This is a genomic window from Virgibacillus necropolis (assembly GCF_044793635.1).
GTDB classification, from domain to species: Bacteria; Bacillota; Bacilli; order Bacillales; family Amphibacillaceae; genus Virgibacillus_F; species Virgibacillus_F necropolis_A.
Genome location: NZ_CP084992.1, coordinates 2,209,737 through 2,229,082, shown reverse-complemented (window position 1 = coordinate 2,229,082; position 19,346 = coordinate 2,209,737). Strand labels below are relative to the sequence as shown.

The 19,346-nt window shown below is 38.5% G+C and carries 17 protein-coding genes and 1 tRNA gene; 3 read left to right on the top strand and 15 right to left on the bottom strand.

The features are described 5' to 3' along the window. Positions 1 to 239: 239 nt before the first annotated feature. The 6 genes from ftsH to spoIIE all read right to left on the bottom strand — a co-directional run bounded on the left by ftsH (position 240) and on the right by spoIIE (position 8,768). Positions 240 to 2,270 carry an ATP-dependent zinc metalloprotease FtsH gene (ftsH, locus tag LG329_RS10690; protein WP_404450827.1) on the bottom strand — a complete coding sequence of 677 codons (2,031 nt, stop codon included), beginning with the start codon at positions 2,268 to 2,270 and terminating at the stop codon, positions 240 to 242. Between the two features lie 261 nt (positions 2,271 to 2,531). Beyond that, on the bottom strand, positions 2,532 to 3,074 hold the full coding sequence (gene hpt, locus LG329_RS10685; RefSeq protein ID WP_404450826.1) for a hypoxanthine phosphoribosyltransferase: 543 nt from the start codon (positions 3,072 to 3,074) through the stop codon (positions 2,532 to 2,534). Between the two features lie 11 nt (positions 3,075 to 3,085). Then, positions 3,086 to 4,480 carry a tRNA lysidine(34) synthetase TilS gene (gene tilS, locus LG329_RS10680; protein WP_404450825.1) on the bottom strand — a complete coding sequence of 465 codons (1,395 nt, stop codon included), beginning with the start codon at positions 4,478 to 4,480 and terminating at the stop codon, positions 3,086 to 3,088. Between the two features lie 87 nt (positions 4,481 to 4,567). Beyond that, the gene (locus LG329_RS10675) at positions 4,568 to 5,506 is read right to left on the bottom strand and encodes a serine/threonine protein kinase (protein WP_404450823.1); all 939 of its coding nucleotides are present in this window, start codon (positions 5,504 to 5,506) and stop codon (positions 4,568 to 4,570) included. Beyond that, on the bottom strand, positions 5,469 to 6,209 hold the full coding sequence (locus LG329_RS10670; protein WP_404450822.1) for a hypothetical protein: 741 nt from the start codon (positions 6,207 to 6,209) through the stop codon (positions 5,469 to 5,471). The genes LG329_RS10675 and LG329_RS10670 overlap by 38 nt, the downstream gene beginning before the upstream one ends. Positions 6,210 to 6,314: 105 nt before the next feature. Beyond that, positions 6,315 to 8,768: a stage II sporulation protein E gene (spoIIE, locus tag LG329_RS10665; protein ID WP_404450821.1), complete on the bottom strand. Its 2,454-nt coding sequence runs from the start codon at positions 8,766 to 8,768 to the stop codon at positions 6,315 to 6,317. A 374-nt stretch (positions 8,769 to 9,142) separates the two neighbouring features. Here spoIIE and LG329_RS10660 point away from each other — a divergent pair, with 374 nt between their 5' ends. From LG329_RS10660 to LG329_RS10650, 3 genes are all read left to right on the top strand, one after another. Then, positions 9,143 to 9,595, top strand: coding sequence for a MarR family winged helix-turn-helix transcriptional regulator (locus LG329_RS10660; RefSeq protein ID WP_404450819.1), 453 nt, complete (start codon positions 9,143 to 9,145; stop codon positions 9,593 to 9,595). Further along, positions 9,585 to 11,057 (top strand): DHA2 family efflux MFS transporter permease subunit, encoded by a 1,473-nt coding sequence (locus LG329_RS10655; protein WP_404450818.1) that lies wholly within the window; start codon positions 9,585 to 9,587, stop codon positions 11,055 to 11,057. Before LG329_RS10660 ends, LG329_RS10655 begins: the two co-directional genes overlap by 11 nt. 126 nt (positions 11,058 to 11,183) lie before the next feature. Continuing rightward, positions 11,184 to 11,257 (top strand) — tRNA-Met (locus LG329_RS10650). Between the two features lie 485 nt (positions 11,258 to 11,742). Here LG329_RS10650 and LG329_RS10645 read toward each other — a convergent pair. The 9 genes from LG329_RS10645 to spoVT form a co-directional block, all read right to left on the bottom strand. Further along, positions 11,743 to 12,126, bottom strand: coding sequence for a S1 domain-containing RNA-binding protein (locus LG329_RS10645; RefSeq protein ID WP_404450817.1), 384 nt, complete (start codon positions 12,124 to 12,126; stop codon positions 11,743 to 11,745). Between the two features lie 73 nt (positions 12,127 to 12,199). Then, positions 12,200 to 12,580 (bottom strand): septum formation initiator family protein, encoded by a 381-nt coding sequence (locus LG329_RS10640; protein WP_404450816.1) that lies wholly within the window; start codon positions 12,578 to 12,580, stop codon positions 12,200 to 12,202. A gap of 6 nt (positions 12,581 to 12,586) precedes the next feature. Beyond that, on the bottom strand, positions 12,587 to 13,123 hold the full coding sequence (gene yabQ / locus LG329_RS10635) for a spore cortex biosynthesis protein YabQ (RefSeq protein WP_404456533.1): 537 nt from the start codon (positions 13,121 to 13,123) through the stop codon (positions 12,587 to 12,589). 59 nt (positions 13,124 to 13,182) lie between these two features. Then, the gene (gene yabP, locus LG329_RS10630; protein ID WP_404450815.1) at positions 13,183 to 13,485 is read right to left on the bottom strand and encodes a sporulation protein YabP; all 303 of its coding nucleotides are present in this window, start codon (positions 13,483 to 13,485) and stop codon (positions 13,183 to 13,185) included. A 129-nt stretch (positions 13,486 to 13,614) separates the two neighbouring features. Continuing rightward, positions 13,615 to 14,082, bottom strand: coding sequence for a DinB family protein (locus LG329_RS10625; RefSeq protein WP_404450814.1), 468 nt, complete (start codon positions 14,080 to 14,082; stop codon positions 13,615 to 13,617). Between the two features lie 693 nt (positions 14,083 to 14,775). Continuing rightward, positions 14,776 to 15,033, bottom strand: a complete 258-nt coding sequence (locus tag LG329_RS10620) for an RNA-binding S4 domain-containing protein (RefSeq protein ID WP_089060964.1) — start codon at positions 15,031 to 15,033, stop codon at positions 14,776 to 14,778. A 5-nt stretch (positions 15,034 to 15,038) separates the two neighbouring features. Then, on the bottom strand, positions 15,039 to 16,487 hold the full coding sequence (gene mazG, locus LG329_RS10615; protein WP_404450813.1) for a nucleoside triphosphate pyrophosphohydrolase: 1,449 nt from the start codon (positions 16,485 to 16,487) through the stop codon (positions 15,039 to 15,041). After that, positions 16,480 to 18,072 (bottom strand): oligosaccharide flippase family protein, encoded by a 1,593-nt coding sequence (locus LG329_RS10610; RefSeq protein WP_404450812.1) that lies wholly within the window; start codon positions 18,070 to 18,072, stop codon positions 16,480 to 16,482. Before LG329_RS10610 ends, mazG begins: the two co-directional genes overlap by 8 nt. A 654-nt stretch (positions 18,073 to 18,726) precedes the next feature. Next, complete coding sequence (gene spoVT / locus LG329_RS10605; protein ID WP_404450811.1) at positions 18,727 to 19,263, bottom strand: stage V sporulation protein T; 537 nt, start codon at positions 19,261 to 19,263, stop codon at positions 18,727 to 18,729. Positions 19,264 to 19,346 lie beyond the last annotated feature (83 nt).

The following is a 19,346-nucleotide window of genomic DNA, read 5'->3' as shown; positions in this document are numbered from 1 at the left end:
TAATTTCAGTATAACTCATATAATAAAAGTGGAAGACATAAGAAAAGCGCAAGCGCCTTGGTCAGCCCCGACAAGTTTAAGACGAATCTCTTAGTGATGATTTTTATCACAAAGAGATTTGACTTAAAACCTCAGGCGGGCTAGGGCGCTTGCGCTAGACAGATAAACGCCAAAATTTTATACTTTCTTTCCTTATAAAAATAACCCCTCATCGATTGAGGGGTTATTTTTATTAGTTATTAGCTATTCTTATTTTCGTCATCTGAAGAAGGCTCATCAGATTTTTCATCATGAAGGTCCTCTTCCAATTCTTTGTCAGCTTGTTCTTTTGCTTCTTCATAAGTTTCAGGTGTAGCATCATCCTGTTTTGATTGGATATTTACTCTAAGATCCTTATCTTCTTCTGTAGAAGTTGTAGTCGGTATTGATACATCTTCTGCAGGTTCAGGAAGCACTCCATCCTCAAACAACCCTTTAATTTGTTTTGCATCCAGCGTTTCTACTTTTAAAAGAGTTTGTGCAACAAGTTCCAATTTATCCTTGTTATCTGTAAGAATTTGTTTTGCACGATCATAGCAGAAGTTAATAAAGTTTTGCATTTCCTGATCAATATCATGAGCAATCTCGTCACTGTAAGTTTGTTCATTTTGAATATCACGTCCAAGAAATACTTGATTGCCTCCACCACTTGTAAATTGTAATGGACCAATTTTATCACTCATACCATACTCGGTAATCATCTTCCGTGCGATAGCTGTAGCACGTTGGAAGTCATTAGATGCACCAGTACTTACTTCACCAAAGATAACTTCTTCAGCTACACGTCCACCTAATAATCCAGTGATTTTATCGAACAATTCCGGTTTTGTCATAAAGTAACGGTCTTCTTTAGGAAGCATAACAGCATATCCGCCGGCTTGACCACGAGGTACAATCGTAACTTTATGGACCATATCTGCATCATTCAATACCATACCAATAATCGTGTGTCCACTTTCATGATAGGCAACAATGTCGCGTTCTTTTTTCGAAATAACTTTTCCTTTTTTCTGTGGACCTGCAATAACTCGGTCAATTGCTTCGTCAACATCTAGCATGTCAATTGAGGATTTACTTCCACGAGCTGCCACCAATGCTGCTTCATTCAATAAGTTTTCCAAATCTGCGCCAGAGAAACCAGGAGTTCGCATTGCGACTGTTTTTAAATCAACAGTGTTATCCATTGGTTTATCTTTTGCATGAACTTGCAATACTTCTTCACGGCCCTTAACATCAGGACGGTCTACTGTAATTTGACGGTCAAAACGTCCAGGACGTAATAGCGCTGGGTCAAGAATATCTGGGCGGTTTGTTGCTGCGATAATAATAATTCCTTCATTTACGCCAAAACCATCCATCTCAACAAGTAATTGGTTTAGTGTTTGTTCACGTTCATCGTGACCACCACCAAGACCAGCTCCACGCTGACGACCAACTGCATCAATTTCATCAATAAAGATAATACATGGTGCGTTTTTCTTCGCGTTTTCAAATAGATCACGTACACGAGAAGCACCTACACCAACAAACATTTCAACGAAGTCTGAACCACTAATAGAGAAGAATGGTTTTCCAGCTTCCCCTGCAACTGCACGTGCAAGTAATGTTTTACCTGTACCAGGAGGCCCTACTAAAAGAACACCCTTAGGGATTCGAGCTCCTACTGCTGAGAACTTGCGTGGATCCTTCAAAAAGTCCACAACTTCTACAAGTTCTTGCTTTTCTTCGTCTGCACCCGCTACATCTTTAAATCGTACCTTTTTCTTATCTTCTGAGAACATCTTCGCCTTACTCTTACCAAAATTCATCACACGGCCGCCACCGCCACCTTGTGATTGGCTAAGTATAAAGAAGAAAAATAATCCTATTATTAAAAACGGAATCATCGTTGTTAGGAACGTAACCCATCCGCTTGGTTGCTCTTCTTGCTCAATATTTAACACACTTTGTTCCGTAGCTTTTTCTGTAATATTTGCAATGATTTCTGTGTTATCTGGTACTTGGGCAATGAATTGTTTATCCCCATCTTCCAGTTCACCTGTTATTCTGTAGACCATATTTACAGGTTGCATCGTCATTTCTGCAATATCACCATTGTTTAGTGCCTGCATAAATTCTTCAACATTTAATTCTTCTGCCTGTTCATCCTGCCCCCTAAATAATTCTATAACTGCTACAACAACTAGAAAAATTAAGAACCAAAAGAACACATTCCGCATTAATCGTTTCATTACTTACCTCCTCCCAAACGGGAAAAACTATATAACATAGTACCATATGAAAAAGTTTCAATACAACTAATTCCACTCAAATATGCCATTGTTTTTAAACTTTTTTTACTTTAGTAAAATCTAAAGGTTTACCGGTATATGTATAAGAGAATCATTCGTTCCTGACGACTAGCCAAGATTTTATACTATTACTATTCTACATCATGTTGTGCGAAGTAATACCGATCATTTTGTGAAAAATAATGTAAGTTCCTCTAGACCTTATTCGCCACCGTAAATCTTTGGTTTTAAAACGCCAATATACGGTAGGTTTCGGTATTTTTCTTCGTAATCCAATCCATAACCGACTACAAATTCATTTGGTACGTTAAAGCCAATAATATCTGCTTTAATATTTGCTGTTCTACCTGAAGGTTTATCTAATAAAGTAACAATACGTATTGATTTTGCTTTACGATATTTAAACAAATCCACCAAATAACTGAGCGTAAGACCACTATCAATGATGTCTTCAATAATTAGTAAGTCCCTGCCTTCTACCTTTGTATCCAAATCTTTTACAATTTTCACTTCCCCAGATGAACGGGTTTTCCCACCGTAACTGGAAACATCCATAAAATCCATTTCCAGGTGAGTGTCTGTATAACGTAGTACATCTGACATAAATGGCATTGCACCTTTTAAAACCCCAATTGCCAACGGGAACTTCCCATCGTACTCTTCAGTTAAATGCTTGCCGATCTCTTCACACTTTGTTGCAATTTCTTCTTTTGTAACTAATATCTGCTGAATATCGTTATGCATGTTTGTTCCTCCTACACAGTAGCTTTTTCTAAATATAGTTGAATAAATGAGGTGTCTTTTGATTGGTTACTTGGCTCACCTTTTTTCAAACCTACAAGCCATAAGATTTCACCGTTGTCGTCTGTCACTATCGGCCATGTATCACGTAATCCTGCTGGAATTTTTTCATCGATAAAAATATCCTTAATCTTCTTACTACCCTTTAGTCCTTTCCACGTCATTCTGTCCCCTGGCTTTCGCGTTCTAATATGTAATGGCAAAGCAACTTGGTTCCTGACACATAAATAATAATCCTTACTTGGGTTATGTGAATCCGTTATAAAATCAGCGTGAATAGCTGATCCATTCGGTAATGAAACTTGACCAGGTATGTTTATGACTTTATGAAAAGGAAAAGATTGAGGCAATTTATTTTCGAAGCAAATTACCAGCTTGCGATAGGATTTAACCACCTTTAAATCGAAAGGAAAGTCCAATCTACTATTGGCCGTTTGACTATTTAATAATGCAAAAAACTGTTCCTCATGCATATACGATAAATTTTTAGGCAATTCATCATATAGATAATTTAATACTAGATGATAGGCTCGCCTTTGTAAAGCAGTGTGGTACCCTTGGAACAAATCTATGTCAAATGTAGCACAATTTTCATTTTCACTTAGTGTTACCACCTGTTCCACAAGCTTTTCTGCCTCTCCAGTTAAGTAACCTTCATCCGATTGCATGGACTTACTTAATTGTTGCACTGTAGTATGTATATTACTATTTTGACCTTTTAGTAATGGGACAACATATTGACGAAAATAATTTCTTGTATAATCAGTTTCTAGGTTAGATGGATCAAGTCTTGATTGAATATCGTATTCTTGACAGTAATTCTTGATATCATTTTTAGTTACACCTAAAAATGGCCGAATGATCATCCCACTATTAAATCGTCGTTTTACTGGCATACCAGATATTGCTCTACTGTTAGAGGAACGTACAAAGCCCATTAGCATGGTTTCAACCTGATCATCACCGTGATGACCAAGTGCTAAATAATCGGCATTATATTCCTGCATTTTATCAAAATAGAATTGATACCGAATTTCTCTAGCAGCTACTTGGGTTCCAACATGCTTACTCTCTTTATACGAAGGAACGTCCAAAGAAGTTCCACAAAATTCAATATTCCATTCCTTACATATTCTTTCCACAAAGCGAAGATCCTCTATCGATTCCTCTCCGCGCAGCTGATGATCTACTGTGAGAGCAACAAGCGTTAAATTCCACTCCACTCTTATTGAATGAAAAAAATAAAGAAGTGCCATCGAATCTGGACCACCTGAAACACCAATTAATAGCGTTGAATTAGGTTCGATTAATCCATTCTGTTTCATAAATGTTAGCACACTATCTTTCATTTTTCTTTCATCCTTCATATTAGAAAATTAGTGGAACTTCTATATCCTACCATACCTTATGCTTATTATTAAAGAACACCGTTTCGTTTAAGGCAAGATTAAAGAAACGATATAATAGAATAGTGCAATTAACGATATACCTGTTGACTCGACCAAAATAGATGCTTTCTGTTTGCGTCGTTTCCGCGAGAGAACTGGTTTTGAAGTTGGTTTTGGACTATTCAATATCTGTTCTACATCCCGCTTCATTTCTGCACTAGATTGATATTTTCCTTGAATAGCTTTTGCGAGACAAGGTAAATAGGGTCTTAACGGTGCAACGTTCTTTATCCTAGACAGGATTGCTGTTTCGGGGTTGCTGCCTCTTTCAAACTGATTTGGATAATATAATTTGACAAAAACCATTACTAGTGCAAATAGATCATAGCTTGGTTCAGCCCTTCTAGAACCCATTCCCCAATATCCACGATCGTAAAACTCTGTATATTCTTTTATTGCTCGGCCAATTTGCGTTGTTCCCCCTACATCAATCCAACGAATTTTTGGCGGAGAATGAAGAATTAGAAGGTTATCCTCTTTCAAGTCTCCAAATACCCACCCTGCTTTATGGAGCTCAGCTAAATCATCAAGTAGCTGTAACATAAATACACCAACCCACGTATTACCGTTTTGTTTAATGAAAGTGGATAACGATTGCCCGCGTAAATATTCCATAACATAAAATGATAAAACGTGACCATGTGGTGTTACCCAATCATCAACATCAACTAAATAAGGCCCAAGAGTTTTACCTTGGACCTTTTGTAGGGACTTTAACACATTGACCTCCATGGTCATGGACATACTTTTATCGCTGATTTTTAGTGCTACACGCTTCCCGCCTACCTCACAAAGATAGACACTGCCAATAGCACCATTACCTAACTTTTTAATAATGGCATAGCGTTTATTATGCCATTTCCCTACTATAGATGTTCCAGGTTTAAGTTCAATACCATGCTTCTTCGATTGGTGGCTCATCTTCATCGTTAAAGCTCCTTAACAAGCTTTTTTTACCAAATTGGTACATTGCCTCGCGTAGTGCTGGTCCTGTCGGCGTAATTCCTCCACTTGTCAGTTTTGGGAAAATAGCAGATATGGAGTCAAGCTTCGGTGACCAATCCAATATCTGTTTGATATCTTTACGCCTATCAGGGAAGGTAAAGACACTATATCGATTTCGGCCTATTCGCGCATTTAAGCTAATGGATAAATCAATCAGTGCTTCTTTTACGGTAGGTATCTTATCATGCATACTAGCACTCGTATCTACTAAAACAAGAACTTCCAGATCACACGTTTCTCCTAACTCTTCGACTACTTCCATAATCTCTCCACGTTTCTCAGGTTCCAGCTCATCCATTGTTTGATTTGGCCCAAGAATCTGTTGCAATTCCTGATTAACGAAACCTTGTAAGGTTTGAGTCATCGCTTGCTTTGTCACCATTTGGACTGTTTGTGATAAGGATTTCTTATAAACAATCTGGCTTACGCCTCCACCAGAAAGCGCAACCTCTTCTACTTCTTCTAGTCCCTCAGGCTGTTCTGTTTGGTCATCTTCCAAAATACCAATTACATTTACTGTAATTCCCTGCTGGTGCGCAAGTGCAGCCGTAGCGGCGGGATCCTCTCCTTTATTAGAGCAACCGTCTGTGATTAACAAAATTTGTTTTAACGTACCTTTTTTCATACATTCCACCTCCAACTCGTTCCTAACCATCATCGCCAAAATAACAAGAAAATATACGGAGGTGGTAGCGCATTCATTTACTCCCTCATACTATCTTCAGATACGTCACTGTGCATGTTTATGCCCCGCTGGGATAGCAGCCCATTGCGGCGAGTTCTTATTAATTTTTGCAACCATAACTGTCATGTCATCATTAATTTCTCCTGATCTAGTTCGAATTACTTCTTCTAATAATAAGTCTGCCACTTCCTGTGGATCTTCTGTTTTCATTTCACGTATCTTTCGCTTTAACCAAACGTCTACATTTTCAACGTGTTTCGGTCCATCAAAAATACCATCACTCATCATGATGAGTAGATCATCAGCCAATAATTGTTCTTTTACAATGTCGACATCGAATTCCTGAATGATTCCCATAGGTAGATTACTAGCCTCTATCTTTATCATTTGGTCGCCCCGCCTAATAAAACTAGGTGTCGAACCTATTTTCAAAAAGCGTACTGCTGCATTGTGTAAATTAATAACGGCAAGATCCAATGTGGCAAACATTTCATCGGTTGAACGTAAGGCAAGGATCGAATTAATCGATTTTATTGCTACTTTCTCAGGGATCCCTGTTTGTAAAATTTGTTGCAGTAAGCGTAATGTTTCAACACTTTCTTCATGTGCACGTTCGCCATTACCCATTCCATCACTAATAGCCATCGCATACTTGCCTGTCCCAAGTTCAATCGTTGTAAAACTATCTCCAGAAATGACACCACCGCCCTTGGCCGCATGAGATACCCCAGTCTCTACCTCATACTCTTTTGCAGAGCCAAATACGATGAAGCAGCTACCATTTGGAAATGGTGAAATTTCTTCCTGTTTTACGATGACAACTTCATTCAGAATGTCTGACAGCATTGGAGCAATTAATTTTGCACCCTCCCCACGATACTCGTACAAATTCACCATCATTTCTATGTCTATATTCCCTTTATCCAAGCTAAAAATATCTAATTTTTCCACCTCAATGCCCATATGGTCCAGCCCTTGAACAATCTGCATTTCTTGTTGTTCATGGTGATGACGTTCCTTTAATATTTCCTTTGCAAAATCATCCATCACCTCCGACACACCTTGTAGCTGTTCTGCCACAAAACGTTTACTTTCCGAAACTTGCTTCTGCAATCGTTGATTTGCCTCAAAAATGGTTACTTCCTCTTTCATCACATCCATCACTTTTTTTGACTTCACACAATGGTTTTCAAAGGCTCTAACATCCCTAGGAGTCGGTTCTCGGTTTTCAACTAGATCATTTTTCAATCCCTCCATTAAAGAATAGGATTTATCGAATTGTTGTTGCCAGCATCGATTTTTCATAAAGCACCCCTGGCACGTCTTTTCCGTCACCTGACTCAGAAAGTAATCCGTTTCCTGCTTATCGTCAGCATCTTGTACCGATGGGCTATACTCAACAGTTTGGAAGCTCTTTGATAGCGCTTCAAAAACATCGGAAAATTGCTCAACTCTTTTAGCTGTTACATTTCGCACCTTTTGTAAGTACTGTTCTTGCTCATTTGTATACTCCTCTGTTCCCGGAATGTACCTGGAAAGTCTCTTAAACCAGCTTGCTGGAGTAAGGAAAAATAATAAAATAGCTGCAGATGACTCCATAATAGATGGAACCAAATTTGCGGCATCCCCATAAATGCCTACTAAAAAGGTTCCGACCAGTAAACCGATGCCAACACCCAACTTTTTCCCTTCTTTTAACAATCCGCCAAGCAGCCCGGAAAAAGCAAGAAGACTCATCTGATAAAGATTCGCAACATTCGCAAGCGAAAGTATGAGACCGGCTACAACCCCGACGGTCGATCCAACTGCGGCCCCCCCAATAAATGCAAACATCAAAACAAAGTAACGAGAAAATATTTGTTCCATTGATGCCCCATATAGCTCCCAGCCAATTGTTCCCGTTAATATGGACGATAGCAAAATAATCATACAAACAATTTCTTCATTTTTTAAAGTGGGTTTATATTTTTTTGGTGATAATAATGGAATGCTTTGCATAAATATCAATAATAGGACCGTACCCAGTACACCTTCAACAAATAAAAGCATCCATTCGTAGGACGTGAGTTTATCAGCGATAGAATATAGCATTAAACGTGGTGCAATGGTTGCTAGAAAAACAAATAACAATATCGCTCCTTGTTGATTTTTTATATGCTTAAACAAACCAGCAAGAAAAACGAAGACAAGCATTGCAAGTAATATAAATATACCTTGATCAACCGAGTAACTTAATGCTCCCGCAAAAACTGCTAGCATAACTTTAGCCGCTTTTTCTTTATGTACAAGCCAAATGGCAGCTAAAAATGCTACAGAAAATGGTGATACGACAGATAAAATAACAGCTCGTCCTAACAAAAAGCCGACAATAAAAAATAGCCAACCTTTTTCCAGTAAAATAGATTGTGTTTTTGAGTATATCTTTTTCCGCCACTTACTCATGACACCTTGTCCTGCCCCGAACGTCTTAGATTCCACTCCTGGTATTGAATCCATCATACAAATCCACTCCCTCTTGGAGTAATTAAATCATAGGATAGATTTTTATTTTGTCAAAACAACAGACTATATTCATAAAATCGTTCGACTAACTTCTTTATTAATCAATCACTTTTCTACAAGAATAAACGCAATCCTCACATTCATAACTACACAGTTTTACTAATTTAAGTAAATAGTATGTGGGAAACACTCCAAAAAGTGGATGTTTCCGGTCAATCGTTATACATCTTGTTTTACCTTCAAAATTCGATATAGTTACAGATTTTGTAATTCTTTAGAAAAACTCTTGCATTGCCCTATCGATTTTCATATAATAGTTCTTATGCGAATTGTTCGCACAAGAACTATTTTTATGTACAGGAGGAAATAGTATGGAATCGGAAGAAAAAATTCATGAGGTTATCCAGTCATTTCGTGAAGTGAATCGTTTTTTTTATAAACAAATGTGGCAACATGCGAATGAGCTGGGTGTAACAATTGTTCAGCTGCAAATATTAAAAATATTATCAGATAATCCAAATATAAGCTTACAAGAATTAACAAATAAAATGAGCGTTGGTAAAAGTACGGTTAGTAGCACGGTGGATCGTTTAGTAAAGGCAGAATATATAATAAGGGAGCGCTCCGAGAAAGACCGACGTTCAATTGTTCTAACATTAACCAAGCTTGGAGCGTCCAAAGAGAAAGAGGGACACGCACTATTTTATAACCGATTATCAAGATTAAATGAAGTCGATGATGCGGATCTTGAAAAATTAAAAGACCTTCATGAAACTATCAAAGAAAAAATCAAAATCACCGGAGATGATGAAGTTGAAAGATAGAAGCGCCTTTATCGAGGCAGGAAAAGTAGCGAAAGGCCCCATTATTTTTGTAATGGTTCTAGGTGCATTTGTCGCTATTTTAAATCAAACGTTAATGAACGTTGCATTACCTGTTATGATGGTGGATTTAAATATAGACGCTAATACAGCACAATGGTTAACAACCGTATATATGCTTGTCAACGGAATACTTATTCCTATTACAGCATTTTTAATGGAAAAATTCTCAACACGTAAATTACTTTTAACAGCAATGTCTTTATTTGCACTTGGTACCCTCTTTTGTGGAACAGCACCAGGTTTTTCTATGCTCATCGTTGGGCGGGTTATCCAAGCTGCTGGCGCAGGGATTATGATGCCACTACTATCAGTCGTTATTCTTAGTCTTTTCCCAATTGAAAAACGTGGTGGAGCCATGGGACTAATTGGTCTTGCAATGATGTCTGCACCAGCTATCGGCCCACCTTTATCAGGATGGATTGTACAGAACTACTCATGGCGCGTCCTTTTTTTCATTGTATTACCGATCGCCATTATTGATGTAATTATTGCATATTTCATCTTAAGAAATGTTACTAAATTATCTAATCCAAAAGTTGACATTCCTTCTATAATCCTTTCAACATTTGCATTCGGTGGTTTATTATATGGATTTAGTAGTGCAGGTGAAAATGGATGGACAGACTCCATTGTTCTAACCACATTAGGCATTGGCGTTGTAGCAATGGTCATATTTGTAGTTAGACAAATGCGCATAAAAACGCCTATGTTAGAATTTCGTGTTTTCAAGTATAGTATGTTTTCGCTGACAACTGTTATTAACGTGGTTGTTACAATGGCAATGTTCTCTGCCATGCTGCTCATCCCAATCTATTTACAGAACGTTCGTGACTTTTCGCCGCTTGAATCAGGCCTATTGTTATTACCTGGCGCAATTATATCAGGAGTTATGTCACCAATAACCGGGAAAATGTTCGATAAAATTGGCGCCCGTCCGCTAGCACTTGTCGGTTTGGCAATCATTACAATAACAACATTTTTCTTTACCGAATTGTCAGATACAACTAGCTATACGTATATGATGGTTGTTTATAGTGGACGAATGATTGGAATATCCATGATCATGATGCCAATCATGACAGCGGGTTTAAACCAATTACCACAAAAGCTATATTCGCATGGGACTGCGATGTCGAACACATTAAGGCAAGTTTCAGGCGCGATTGGGACTGCATTCCTTATCACGGTTATGAGCAATCAAACGGCAGATCACGTAAAAGAATTCTTACCAAAATCGGGGATGCCAAACGATCAGGAATTTGCTCAAATTAAATCTTTAGCAACAATTGAAGGAATAAATGACGCCTTTATGGTTGCGACATGGTTTGCTGTGGTAGGCTTTATCTTGTCATTCTTCATAAAACGCACCAAACCTGAAGAAGAAGAAACATATACACCTTAAGAAAAGTGTAGTGTTGGTAGATTTGCGAGCTCTTTAGTGGAGCTCGCTTTTTATATAATCTGAAAACAAGAGAAAGCATTGACACTACTCACTTTGTGTTGTATTATAATTTTTGTGGCTAAATTTGGCGGCGTAGCTCAGCTGGCGAGAGCGTACGGTTCATACCCGTGAGGTCGTGGGTTCGATCCCCTCCGCCGCTATATATAATTGAAAAAAGGATTGAGTCCAAATTGGATTCAATCCTTTTTTTGTGTAGATTAATGGCTACACGCAAGGAGTTCAACTATATATTAACCCTCGTTTGGATTGCGAACTTTCTCTTGTACAGAACAAAAGCGCAAGCGCCCGTTTAGCGACGTATGGATTGTGCCCACGCAACGTGGGTAGTTCGATGTTGCCACGCAAAGTGGCGGTTTTAATTGAACTTCCTTCTTTCTTTTGAGATAAAGGAAACACGGTAAGCGTAAGCGGTTAAGGACGTTCGACTATGTCGAACTGTTATCGTAAGGAGGTAAAGGAAATCCAATAGTCGCTGGGCGCTGGAGCTGGACGTGTCCCTGCATAGTGACCAAAATATTCAATGCCACATTTTATACTTTCCTTACACACAAAAAACAGGTACCACTTTAAAAAGCGGTACCTGTCGTCATCTATTTTGATAGAGCATCTTTATAGACAGCAATCTTTATCCTCGCTTAGCACCTCGGCCTCCGCGTTTGGTTTCCGTTTGCTTCTTCAAAGAGGCTAAACGGTCTTCCGAATCCTTTAGAAACTTATTCATCTTTGACTCAAATGTTTCGCCACGGTCACGATTGTTTCTTGGGCGAACCGGCTTATCTTTAGCCTTTTTAATGGAAAGACCAATTTTACCATCTTTTTCAACATTAATAACTTTCACCAAAACTTCGTCACCGACAGTTAAGTGTTCATTAATGTCTTTAACATAGTTATCGGCAACCTCACTAATATGGACAAGACCTGTTTTCCCTTCTCCAAGTTCTACAAATGCACCAAAATTAGTGATACCCGTTACCTTACCTTGCAGCTTGCTGCCTACTTCGATTGACATAAAAAAAATGCTCCTCCTTAAAAGTTTAAATAATATACTACTATTATATTATAGCTAAAGTAATGAAAGTGTGTCAATAAGATGGCTCCTCATCGGGCAATTTGAAAATTAATTCGCCTTCTTTAGAGAAGAAATAGTTTGTCCGCGCTATCTCCAATACATATTCCTCGTTTTGTAAAAGCTGTATTTCCTCATTAAGATTCGCTTCTTTACTCTCAAGTTTTGCCATCTTTTCCTGCATTTGTTCATACTGTTCTTGCTTTTCAGCTTGAAGTACACGTTGTTTAACGTGAAATGTAGCCATACTACCGATCGCAATAATTGCTACGATAGAAAATAACACAAGACGGCGAATTAGACGTTGTTTTTTCCGTTTCTGTCTGCCCTTATGAGCATCATATTGCTGCATATAATCCGAACTTAATCTTGTTACCGTTTTTTCCTTGGCGGTCACAGCCCACTACCTCCTCTTAAACCTGATATACTTCAACCATTTCTTAGATATATTCTCCATTGTACTATAAAATCCTGCTATTTTGTGTAAATAATTTTTTATTACTTCTGGAAGTAACCCATAAATTAACATGAATATCCATTTAAAAGGAGCAAAAATTATTTTAGCTATCGTTAATAATACAATAAAAAGTACTTGAAGTGTATAAGAGATTGCTGAGAATAGCAATGAAAAAACAAAAACAATAGGTGTAACAATTAATACACGAATCGCTTTTGCAAAAAAACGGTACACTGACAAGGCCAACTGAATCATATGTTCAAGCAATTTTTTATACGCTGTAGCAGCCAACGCTTGATAAGTTGCGAATCCTAATAGGCAAGCCACAAATACATAAAATCGTAATTCACCGGAGTTTACACGATATAAGATATAGAATAATAATAACGTTTGAGAAAACCAAAAAATGGTCTCCATAAGATAAGAGAGAAATACTGAGTTTTTCCAATGTGGGGATGCTCGCCGGAATGTATCCAGTATCATACCCAAATAGAACCCTCCTAAAACCATGGCGAGCATCGTCATAAACTGAACGGATAGGATCATCTAAACAGCTTGCTAAAGAATCCCTTAGCTTTCTCCTGTTGGTGTTCATCTACATAGGAAAGCTCATATATTTTGCCCTTAATCGAAACCAGACCTTCGCTAACATCCAAATTTTTCAGCTGAAGGTTTTGGCCACGCACAATTAAAAATCCCATTACCGTCTCCAGCAAAAATTCCTCATTATCAAAACTATCTACCTCTTTCACACCGCTAATTTCAACACTTTTTCGGTTGTTAATCTTAAGCGAGTGATCCTGCTGAGTCACATGTGGTTGGGTATCCTTTTCATAGTAATTCATAACAATCGTCCTCCTTATCATTATAACTATATGAAAAGGAGGACAAGTATAGAACTAAATTGGAAAAGCGAGTAAAGGAAGACAAAACTGGTTAATAGACTGAAGTATTCCTACTATTTTTAACCAGATTTATCTACCAAAATTAAGTAAATTCGCTGATATAGGCTGCAAATTAAGTTCCCTGGACCACACAGAAAGTTGACCGATGTGATGAATTTCGTGGGCAATCGTGTGTCGCAAAATATCGCCATGTGTGAAAGTTAGAATTCGTCCATCCTCCAGTGTTTCAGTCAAGGTAGTGCCCTCCATCTCATCCGACCATTTTTCCAAAAAGTTGTTAACCTCAATATGGAAGCTTTCCGATAAGCTTTTCACCTGATCTAGAGTCTGATAATCATCAAACGGATCATAAAATTCGGGTTTTCCCTGCAGGACAGCTATCCAACTATATTCAACATCTACTATGTGAAAAAGAGTATGGAGAATACCTTCTACACCACCCGTACGTTTGCGTAGTAACTCGTCCTCTGATAGTTGCTCACACCATTCAAACCAATCATTTCTTACCTCCCAATTGTAACGAAACAAAGATAACACAGTATCCCCCCTTTAATATTCAATTTTGTTATTACCTTTATATATTCGTGTTAATCAAAAGAAATCCTCTTTTAATAAAGGTCTATTCCCAAAGATTGTTGGTTTTTAAGAGAATAGATATAAAATGCGACGTAACTTCTGTCTATGTTAGATCTGTTTTACTGATAATGGAAACAAGTTACTTAAGCAGCCGCAGCCCGTATACACTTCGCTTTCCGCGGGCGGCTGGTGAGCCTCCTTGTGCTAACGCACTGCGTAGTCTCACCAATGCCTGTCCTCCCGCAGGAGTCTACATGTATACGGGCTGCTGGTATAATATTTGCCCATAACAGCATTCATTAGTTAAAAAAATGACAAAGAATTCTTACATAAATAGCTTTACCAGTCCAGGTGAGTGGAGGGCGGTGACTCCTGCGGGAACAGCACGTGTCCGAAGACCCCGCAGAGTGGTTTTCTCGAGGAGGCTAAGGCCGTGCCCGCGGAAAGCATCCGCCCGGAGCGATCCTGGGCGTCAGTAATAGCACATGTCTTTGAAAATAAACTTAAGGTTACGTCGCAATATAAATCAACTATGAAGATGAAAAGCAACAATGCGTACGAAAAGAGCCTTTAATAATAAAAAACTCAGTTAGACACTGAGTTTCTCAATTTAAACCTATTTACTTTTCCAATCATACGGGCATCGCCATATGATTAGTCGATCTTCTCTTCCTTCACAACACTATACAACATTTCCGCTTCATCTTTTCGAACAACTTCTTTTAAGTCATTTATTTTGATCGTTACTAGTTTTTGACCAAAACGGATGACAAGTTCGTCGCCTTTCGAAACGGTGGATGCTGCTTTTGCTTGATTACCATTGACGGTGATTCTTCCTTGATCCGCTACTTCTTTAGCTAATGTACGCCGTTTAATCAGACGTGATACTTTTAAAAATTTATCTAAACGCATAATTATCACTCTTCCCCTTTAGCTTGATTCCAATAGTAATCCATCTCTTCTAATGATGCATCGGCAAGCTGTTTTCCCTCATCTTCAAGTTGTTTCTCTATATACCGAAAACGTGACATGAATTTTTGATTGGTTTGATTTAATGCTACTTCTGCATTTATTTTATAATATCTTGCTAGATTTGCAATGACAAATAGTACGTCACCAAATTCCTTTTCAACTTCACTATTCTCTTTCTTTTCAATCGCTTCTTTTACTTCCATAATTTCTTCTTCAAGCTTTTGCCAAACGGGTTCTGTGTTAGACCATTCAAAGCCAACCTTTGCTGCCTTTTCTTGTAGTTCGGAAGCTTTTGAAAGAGACGGGAAATGTTTTGGAATTCCGTCTAAGTGGGACGTTCGTTCATTGCCCTTTTCCTCTTTCTTCAGAGCATCCCAGTTTTGATATACTTGTGTAACTGTGTCGGCCTTTGTATCCCCAAAAACATGTGGATGGCGGTGTATCATTTTGTCTGTTATAGATTTGATGACATCGTCAACCATAAAATAGCCGTCATCCTCACCAATCTGGCTATGAAGCATAACTTGCAGCAAGATATCGCCTAATTCCTCAATAATTCCTTCATCGTCCTGATTATCTATTGCATCTATTAATTCATAGACCTCTTCAATCGCATACTCTCGTAATGTTTCATGTGTTTGTTCTTGATCCCACGGACAGCCACCAGGTCCACGCAATTTGCTGATTACTTCTCTTAATCGATTAAACGTATGATTCAACATATCAGCTGGCGCAGGGGGCACATATACACTCGTTAGATTACCAACCTCAAGTGCATGATCCAATTCTTCAAGAGGGATCGTTGTAATTATTTCTGACTTACTCCCCGCTGCTTCCACAACTTTAATTGGATAGTCAGGCGTGAGATCTTCTAATAAGGCTAGCTTAACGTTTGATGCGATAAACGCATCATACACTTGGCAGAACACAAGATGGTGTCGATAGTTTAGCTGACTGCGATCAAATGATGTGCCGTCAATAAACTGGAATCCCTCAATTGGATCAATTTTTAATACCGTAAAAAGGTCATCTAAATAACTCTGTCCACCAACTATTTCCACAGAGCTCTCTTTTTGTTCTAATAAAAGCTGCACGGTTTTTTCAGCAAGCATCGGATGTCCTGGTATTGTATAAATAATAGAATTATCCTTTGCTCTTTCCAATAGTTCATCTACAATTTTTACATAAACGTCCTCAAATTGATCGTTCTTCTCATAATAATGATCAAAAGCCTCAAAGCTAACCCCTTCTTGTAATAGTGAATCTATAACAGGATGATCATTGGTACGTGTATAGATGGGTTGTTTGTGATTGATTAGTTTTTTATATATGCCAAGAGGCAATTGATTGATGTCACCTGCACCCAGCCCGATAACTTCAATTTTATTAGCCATGACTATTCCTCCCTCTTTGAACCCGTATAAAAAATGATGCGTATGGCAACATCCGTAGTTGTTTTTCCGTAAATGCATGGAATTTTAGTAGTAAAAATAAATAAAGAACCGCTCCTGATAGTGCTACAAATATAACATATACAAATAACAAGAAACGATCAATATAAAAACTATCCGGAACAATCCAATCTAGACCTATTACATAAACTGCCATTCCACCGCTTGCTCCTACAAGTGCGCGCCACTTCATTTTTTTAAAAAGGCATAGGTTTGGCAATTCTATTCGTAAAGCCCGAAATACTAGAAAGCATAAGAATACCAGTGCCAATACAGTTGCAATTGCACTGCCCGTAATACCAAACAATGGAACTAGTAACTGATTACCAATCCACTTTATAAATAAAGCAGTAAGGATGAAAAATGCGGTTCGTTTTATACGATCTAAGCTTTGCAGGATAGATGTTGCGGTTATCGCCAGTGAGCAAAAAACGATAGAAAACATTAGGATACGAAGACTATCCGTTCCGCTCTGATTTAGGAATAATAAGCTATTTGTCTCCGGAAAAATAAGGATAATACCAATAGTTGCCCCAACTGTTAGGTAAAAGCTGAACATCAAGGCACTTCTAACAAAGTGGTATGTTTCATCAGGATGTTGTTTTAACTTTTGCCTTGATAAATTCGGGATAAGTGCTAATGCGAACGAGGAACCAATTACCGTACACAACTGGATCAACGGTTGTCCCCTATCAAATATACCTTTTGCCTCCATAGCAGCTACTTGAGTTAGACCAAAATCTTGTAAGCCTGGAACAAGTGTAAATGCATCTGCTAGTTGAATAACCAGCAAAATCATATGATTTAGGGCGGCCATTACTCCGAAGAATAATAGCATTTTCCAGTAATAACCCCACGGAATCGCATAATGCTCACGTGACCATGTTGCTTTTTTTATAAAAAATATTACTAGAATAATTGCAGCTACTAGCGCTCCTGCAATGGCAGCGATGGCTCCCGCTTGACCAATCACGTATATATTTCCCTGATGATTGACGAGTATAACCGCTGCCGTAATGATGATAAACACCCGAACCAATTGTTCACCAACCTGCGAAAGTGCAGTTGGCCGCATTTGATAATTACCTTGAAACACACCACGCAATAGTGCGGTAAAAGGAATGATCAGAAAGACAAATGCAGTTGTTTGAAGTGCCTTTGTAAGATTCTTATCACCCATCCATGCAGCAATACCCGTTGCGTTTAAATACATGAAAATGAAAATAGCTCCATTAATAATCAATAATATAAAAAAGAACGGTATGTAAAAACTTTTCATGGAAATTGGCTTTCCTTGCACATGAAACTCTGTTGTCATTTTTGATATGGCCGATGGAAACCCATACAATGCAAGGACAATTGCCATCCCAAGAAAAGGATAAATCTGTTGATAAATATAAAACCCGATATCGCCGGTTAAATTCTGTAATGGAATTCGGTATCCAGCACTCAATACTTTGCTAATGAGTCCTGCAAGTGTAAGGATCAATGCTCCTTTCACCAGATTGTTCGATTCATTTCCGCCCATGACTAACGCCTTTCTCCAAATAACCCAATTTTTATCATTATAGCAGACAAGAAAAGCGAAGGCGACTGGTCAGAAGCGGACGCATAAGCAAGGGACCGCAAAACGCCTGGTTTTTGGCGTTTGGAGTGTCAATTGCTTATTACGGCAGCTTCTAGGAGCCGCAGCTGGACAATAGAAAAGCGGAGACGACTGTCAGCGAAGTACAAAAACATAAGTGAAACTTTTCGTAAGTCTTATTGAAAGGCTCTTGCTCTTTTCGTACGCATTGTTGCTATTTCATATTCATAGTTGATATAAACTGCGGCGTAACTGCTGGTTGATGTCCCCAGCGAAAATCAACTGCCATCATAGTGAAAGGAGCTATATGGTACTGCTTCCAGACACCTTGTTAGCGGAGGAAAAACACGGAGACTCCTGCGGGAAAGCGAAGTGATGAGACCCCGCAGTGAGCGTTCTTTGCGATCGAGGAGGCTCAGCGCAAGCCCTAAGGTGCGCGTAGTGATTTTTCCGTAGTGGTCGCAAGGGCACTGAACATGATTTTTGGTTACGTCGCAGTTTGTATCTATTCTCTCGAAAGCAGCATCTTTACGAAAAAAGCTTATTGAAAAGCAAAAGGCCAGCACAACGGCTGACCATTTTCTTACTCTAAATAGATTATTCCATTTGTTTTGCCAAGAAGTTTGATGCAGTCTCAATAGCCTTTTGTTCCACATTGCTAAGTTGTTTTCCGTCTCTCGCAAACATAATCACACAGCCTATCGGGTCACCGTTTGCAATAATTGGACTTATACAATAGGATGAGATCTCTTCTTCTTTTCCTTGTAGAATTTCAACCTTTTTTGATTCTGTCTCAAATAATTGAGAGCGACTTTCAACCGCTTTTTCAACTTGTTCACCAACACTCTTATTTAAGTAATCTTTCTTTGACTCCCCTGCTACTGCGATTATTTCATCCCGATCGGAAATTAGTACCGGTTGGTGCAAGGAGTCGAATAATGCTTCTGCATATTCTTTTGCGAAGCTTCCTAATTCATTTATAGGTGAATATTTTTTTAAAATAACTTCTCCTTCACGATCCACAAATATTTCTAATGGATCTCCTTCTCGAATACGCAATGTTCTTCTAATTTCTTTCGGAATAACCACTCTGCCTAAATCATCAATTCGACGCACAATTCCTGTTGCCTTCATTCTAATGTAGCCTCACTTTCCTATGATGATCATTTCTGGTTCAATTTCCACTTTTACATAGAACTTGAAGAAAACACCAGTTG

What these genes read in the sequence shown, in the direction of transcription:
- ftsH (WP_404450827.1), bottom strand. Translation starts at nt 2,270, where the DNA reads ATGAAACGATTAATGCGGAATGTGTTCTTTTGGTTCTTAATTTTTCTA.
- hpt (WP_404450826.1), bottom strand. Translation starts at nt 3,074, where the DNA reads ATGCATAACGATATTCAGCAGATATTAGTTACAAAAGAAGAAATTGCA.
- tilS (WP_404450825.1), bottom strand. Translation starts at nt 4,480, where the DNA reads ATGAAAGATAGTGTGCTAACATTTATGAAACAGAATGGATTAATCGAA.
- LG329_RS10675 (WP_404450823.1), bottom strand. Translation starts at nt 5,506, where the DNA reads ATGAAGATGAGCCACCAATCGAAGAAGCATGGTATTGAACTTAAACCT.
- LG329_RS10670 (WP_404450822.1), bottom strand. Translation starts at nt 6,209, where the DNA reads ATGAAAAAAGGTACGTTAAAACAAATTTTGTTAATCACAGACGGTTGC.
- spoIIE (WP_404450821.1), bottom strand. Translation starts at nt 8,768, where the DNA reads ATGATGGATTCAATACCAGGAGTGGAATCTAAGACGTTCGGGGCAGGA.
- LG329_RS10660 (WP_404450819.1), top strand. Translation starts at nt 9,143, where the DNA reads ATGGAATCGGAAGAAAAAATTCATGAGGTTATCCAGTCATTTCGTGAA.
- LG329_RS10645 (WP_404450817.1), bottom strand. Translation starts at nt 12,126, where the DNA reads ATGTCAATCGAAGTAGGCAGCAAGCTGCAAGGTAAGGTAACGGGTATC.
- yabQ (WP_404456533.1), bottom strand. Translation starts at nt 13,123, where the DNA reads ATGATACTGGATACATTCCGGCGAGCATCCCCACATTGGAAAAACTCA.
- yabP (WP_404450815.1), bottom strand. Translation starts at nt 13,485, where the DNA reads ATGAATTACTATGAAAAGGATACCCAACCACATGTGACTCAGCAGGAT.
- LG329_RS10620 (WP_089060964.1), bottom strand. Translation starts at nt 15,033, where the DNA reads ATGCGTTTAGATAAATTTTTAAAAGTATCACGTCTGATTAAACGGCGT.
- mazG (WP_404450813.1), bottom strand. Translation starts at nt 16,487, where the DNA reads ATGGCTAATAAAATTGAAGTTATCGGGCTGGGTGCAGGTGACATCAAT.
- LG329_RS10610 (WP_404450812.1), bottom strand. Translation starts at nt 18,072, where the DNA reads ATGGGCGGAAATGAATCGAACAATCTGGTGAAAGGAGCATTGATCCTT.
- spoVT (WP_404450811.1), bottom strand. Translation starts at nt 19,263, where the DNA reads ATGAAGGCAACAGGAATTGTGCGTCGAATTGATGATTTAGGCAGAGTG.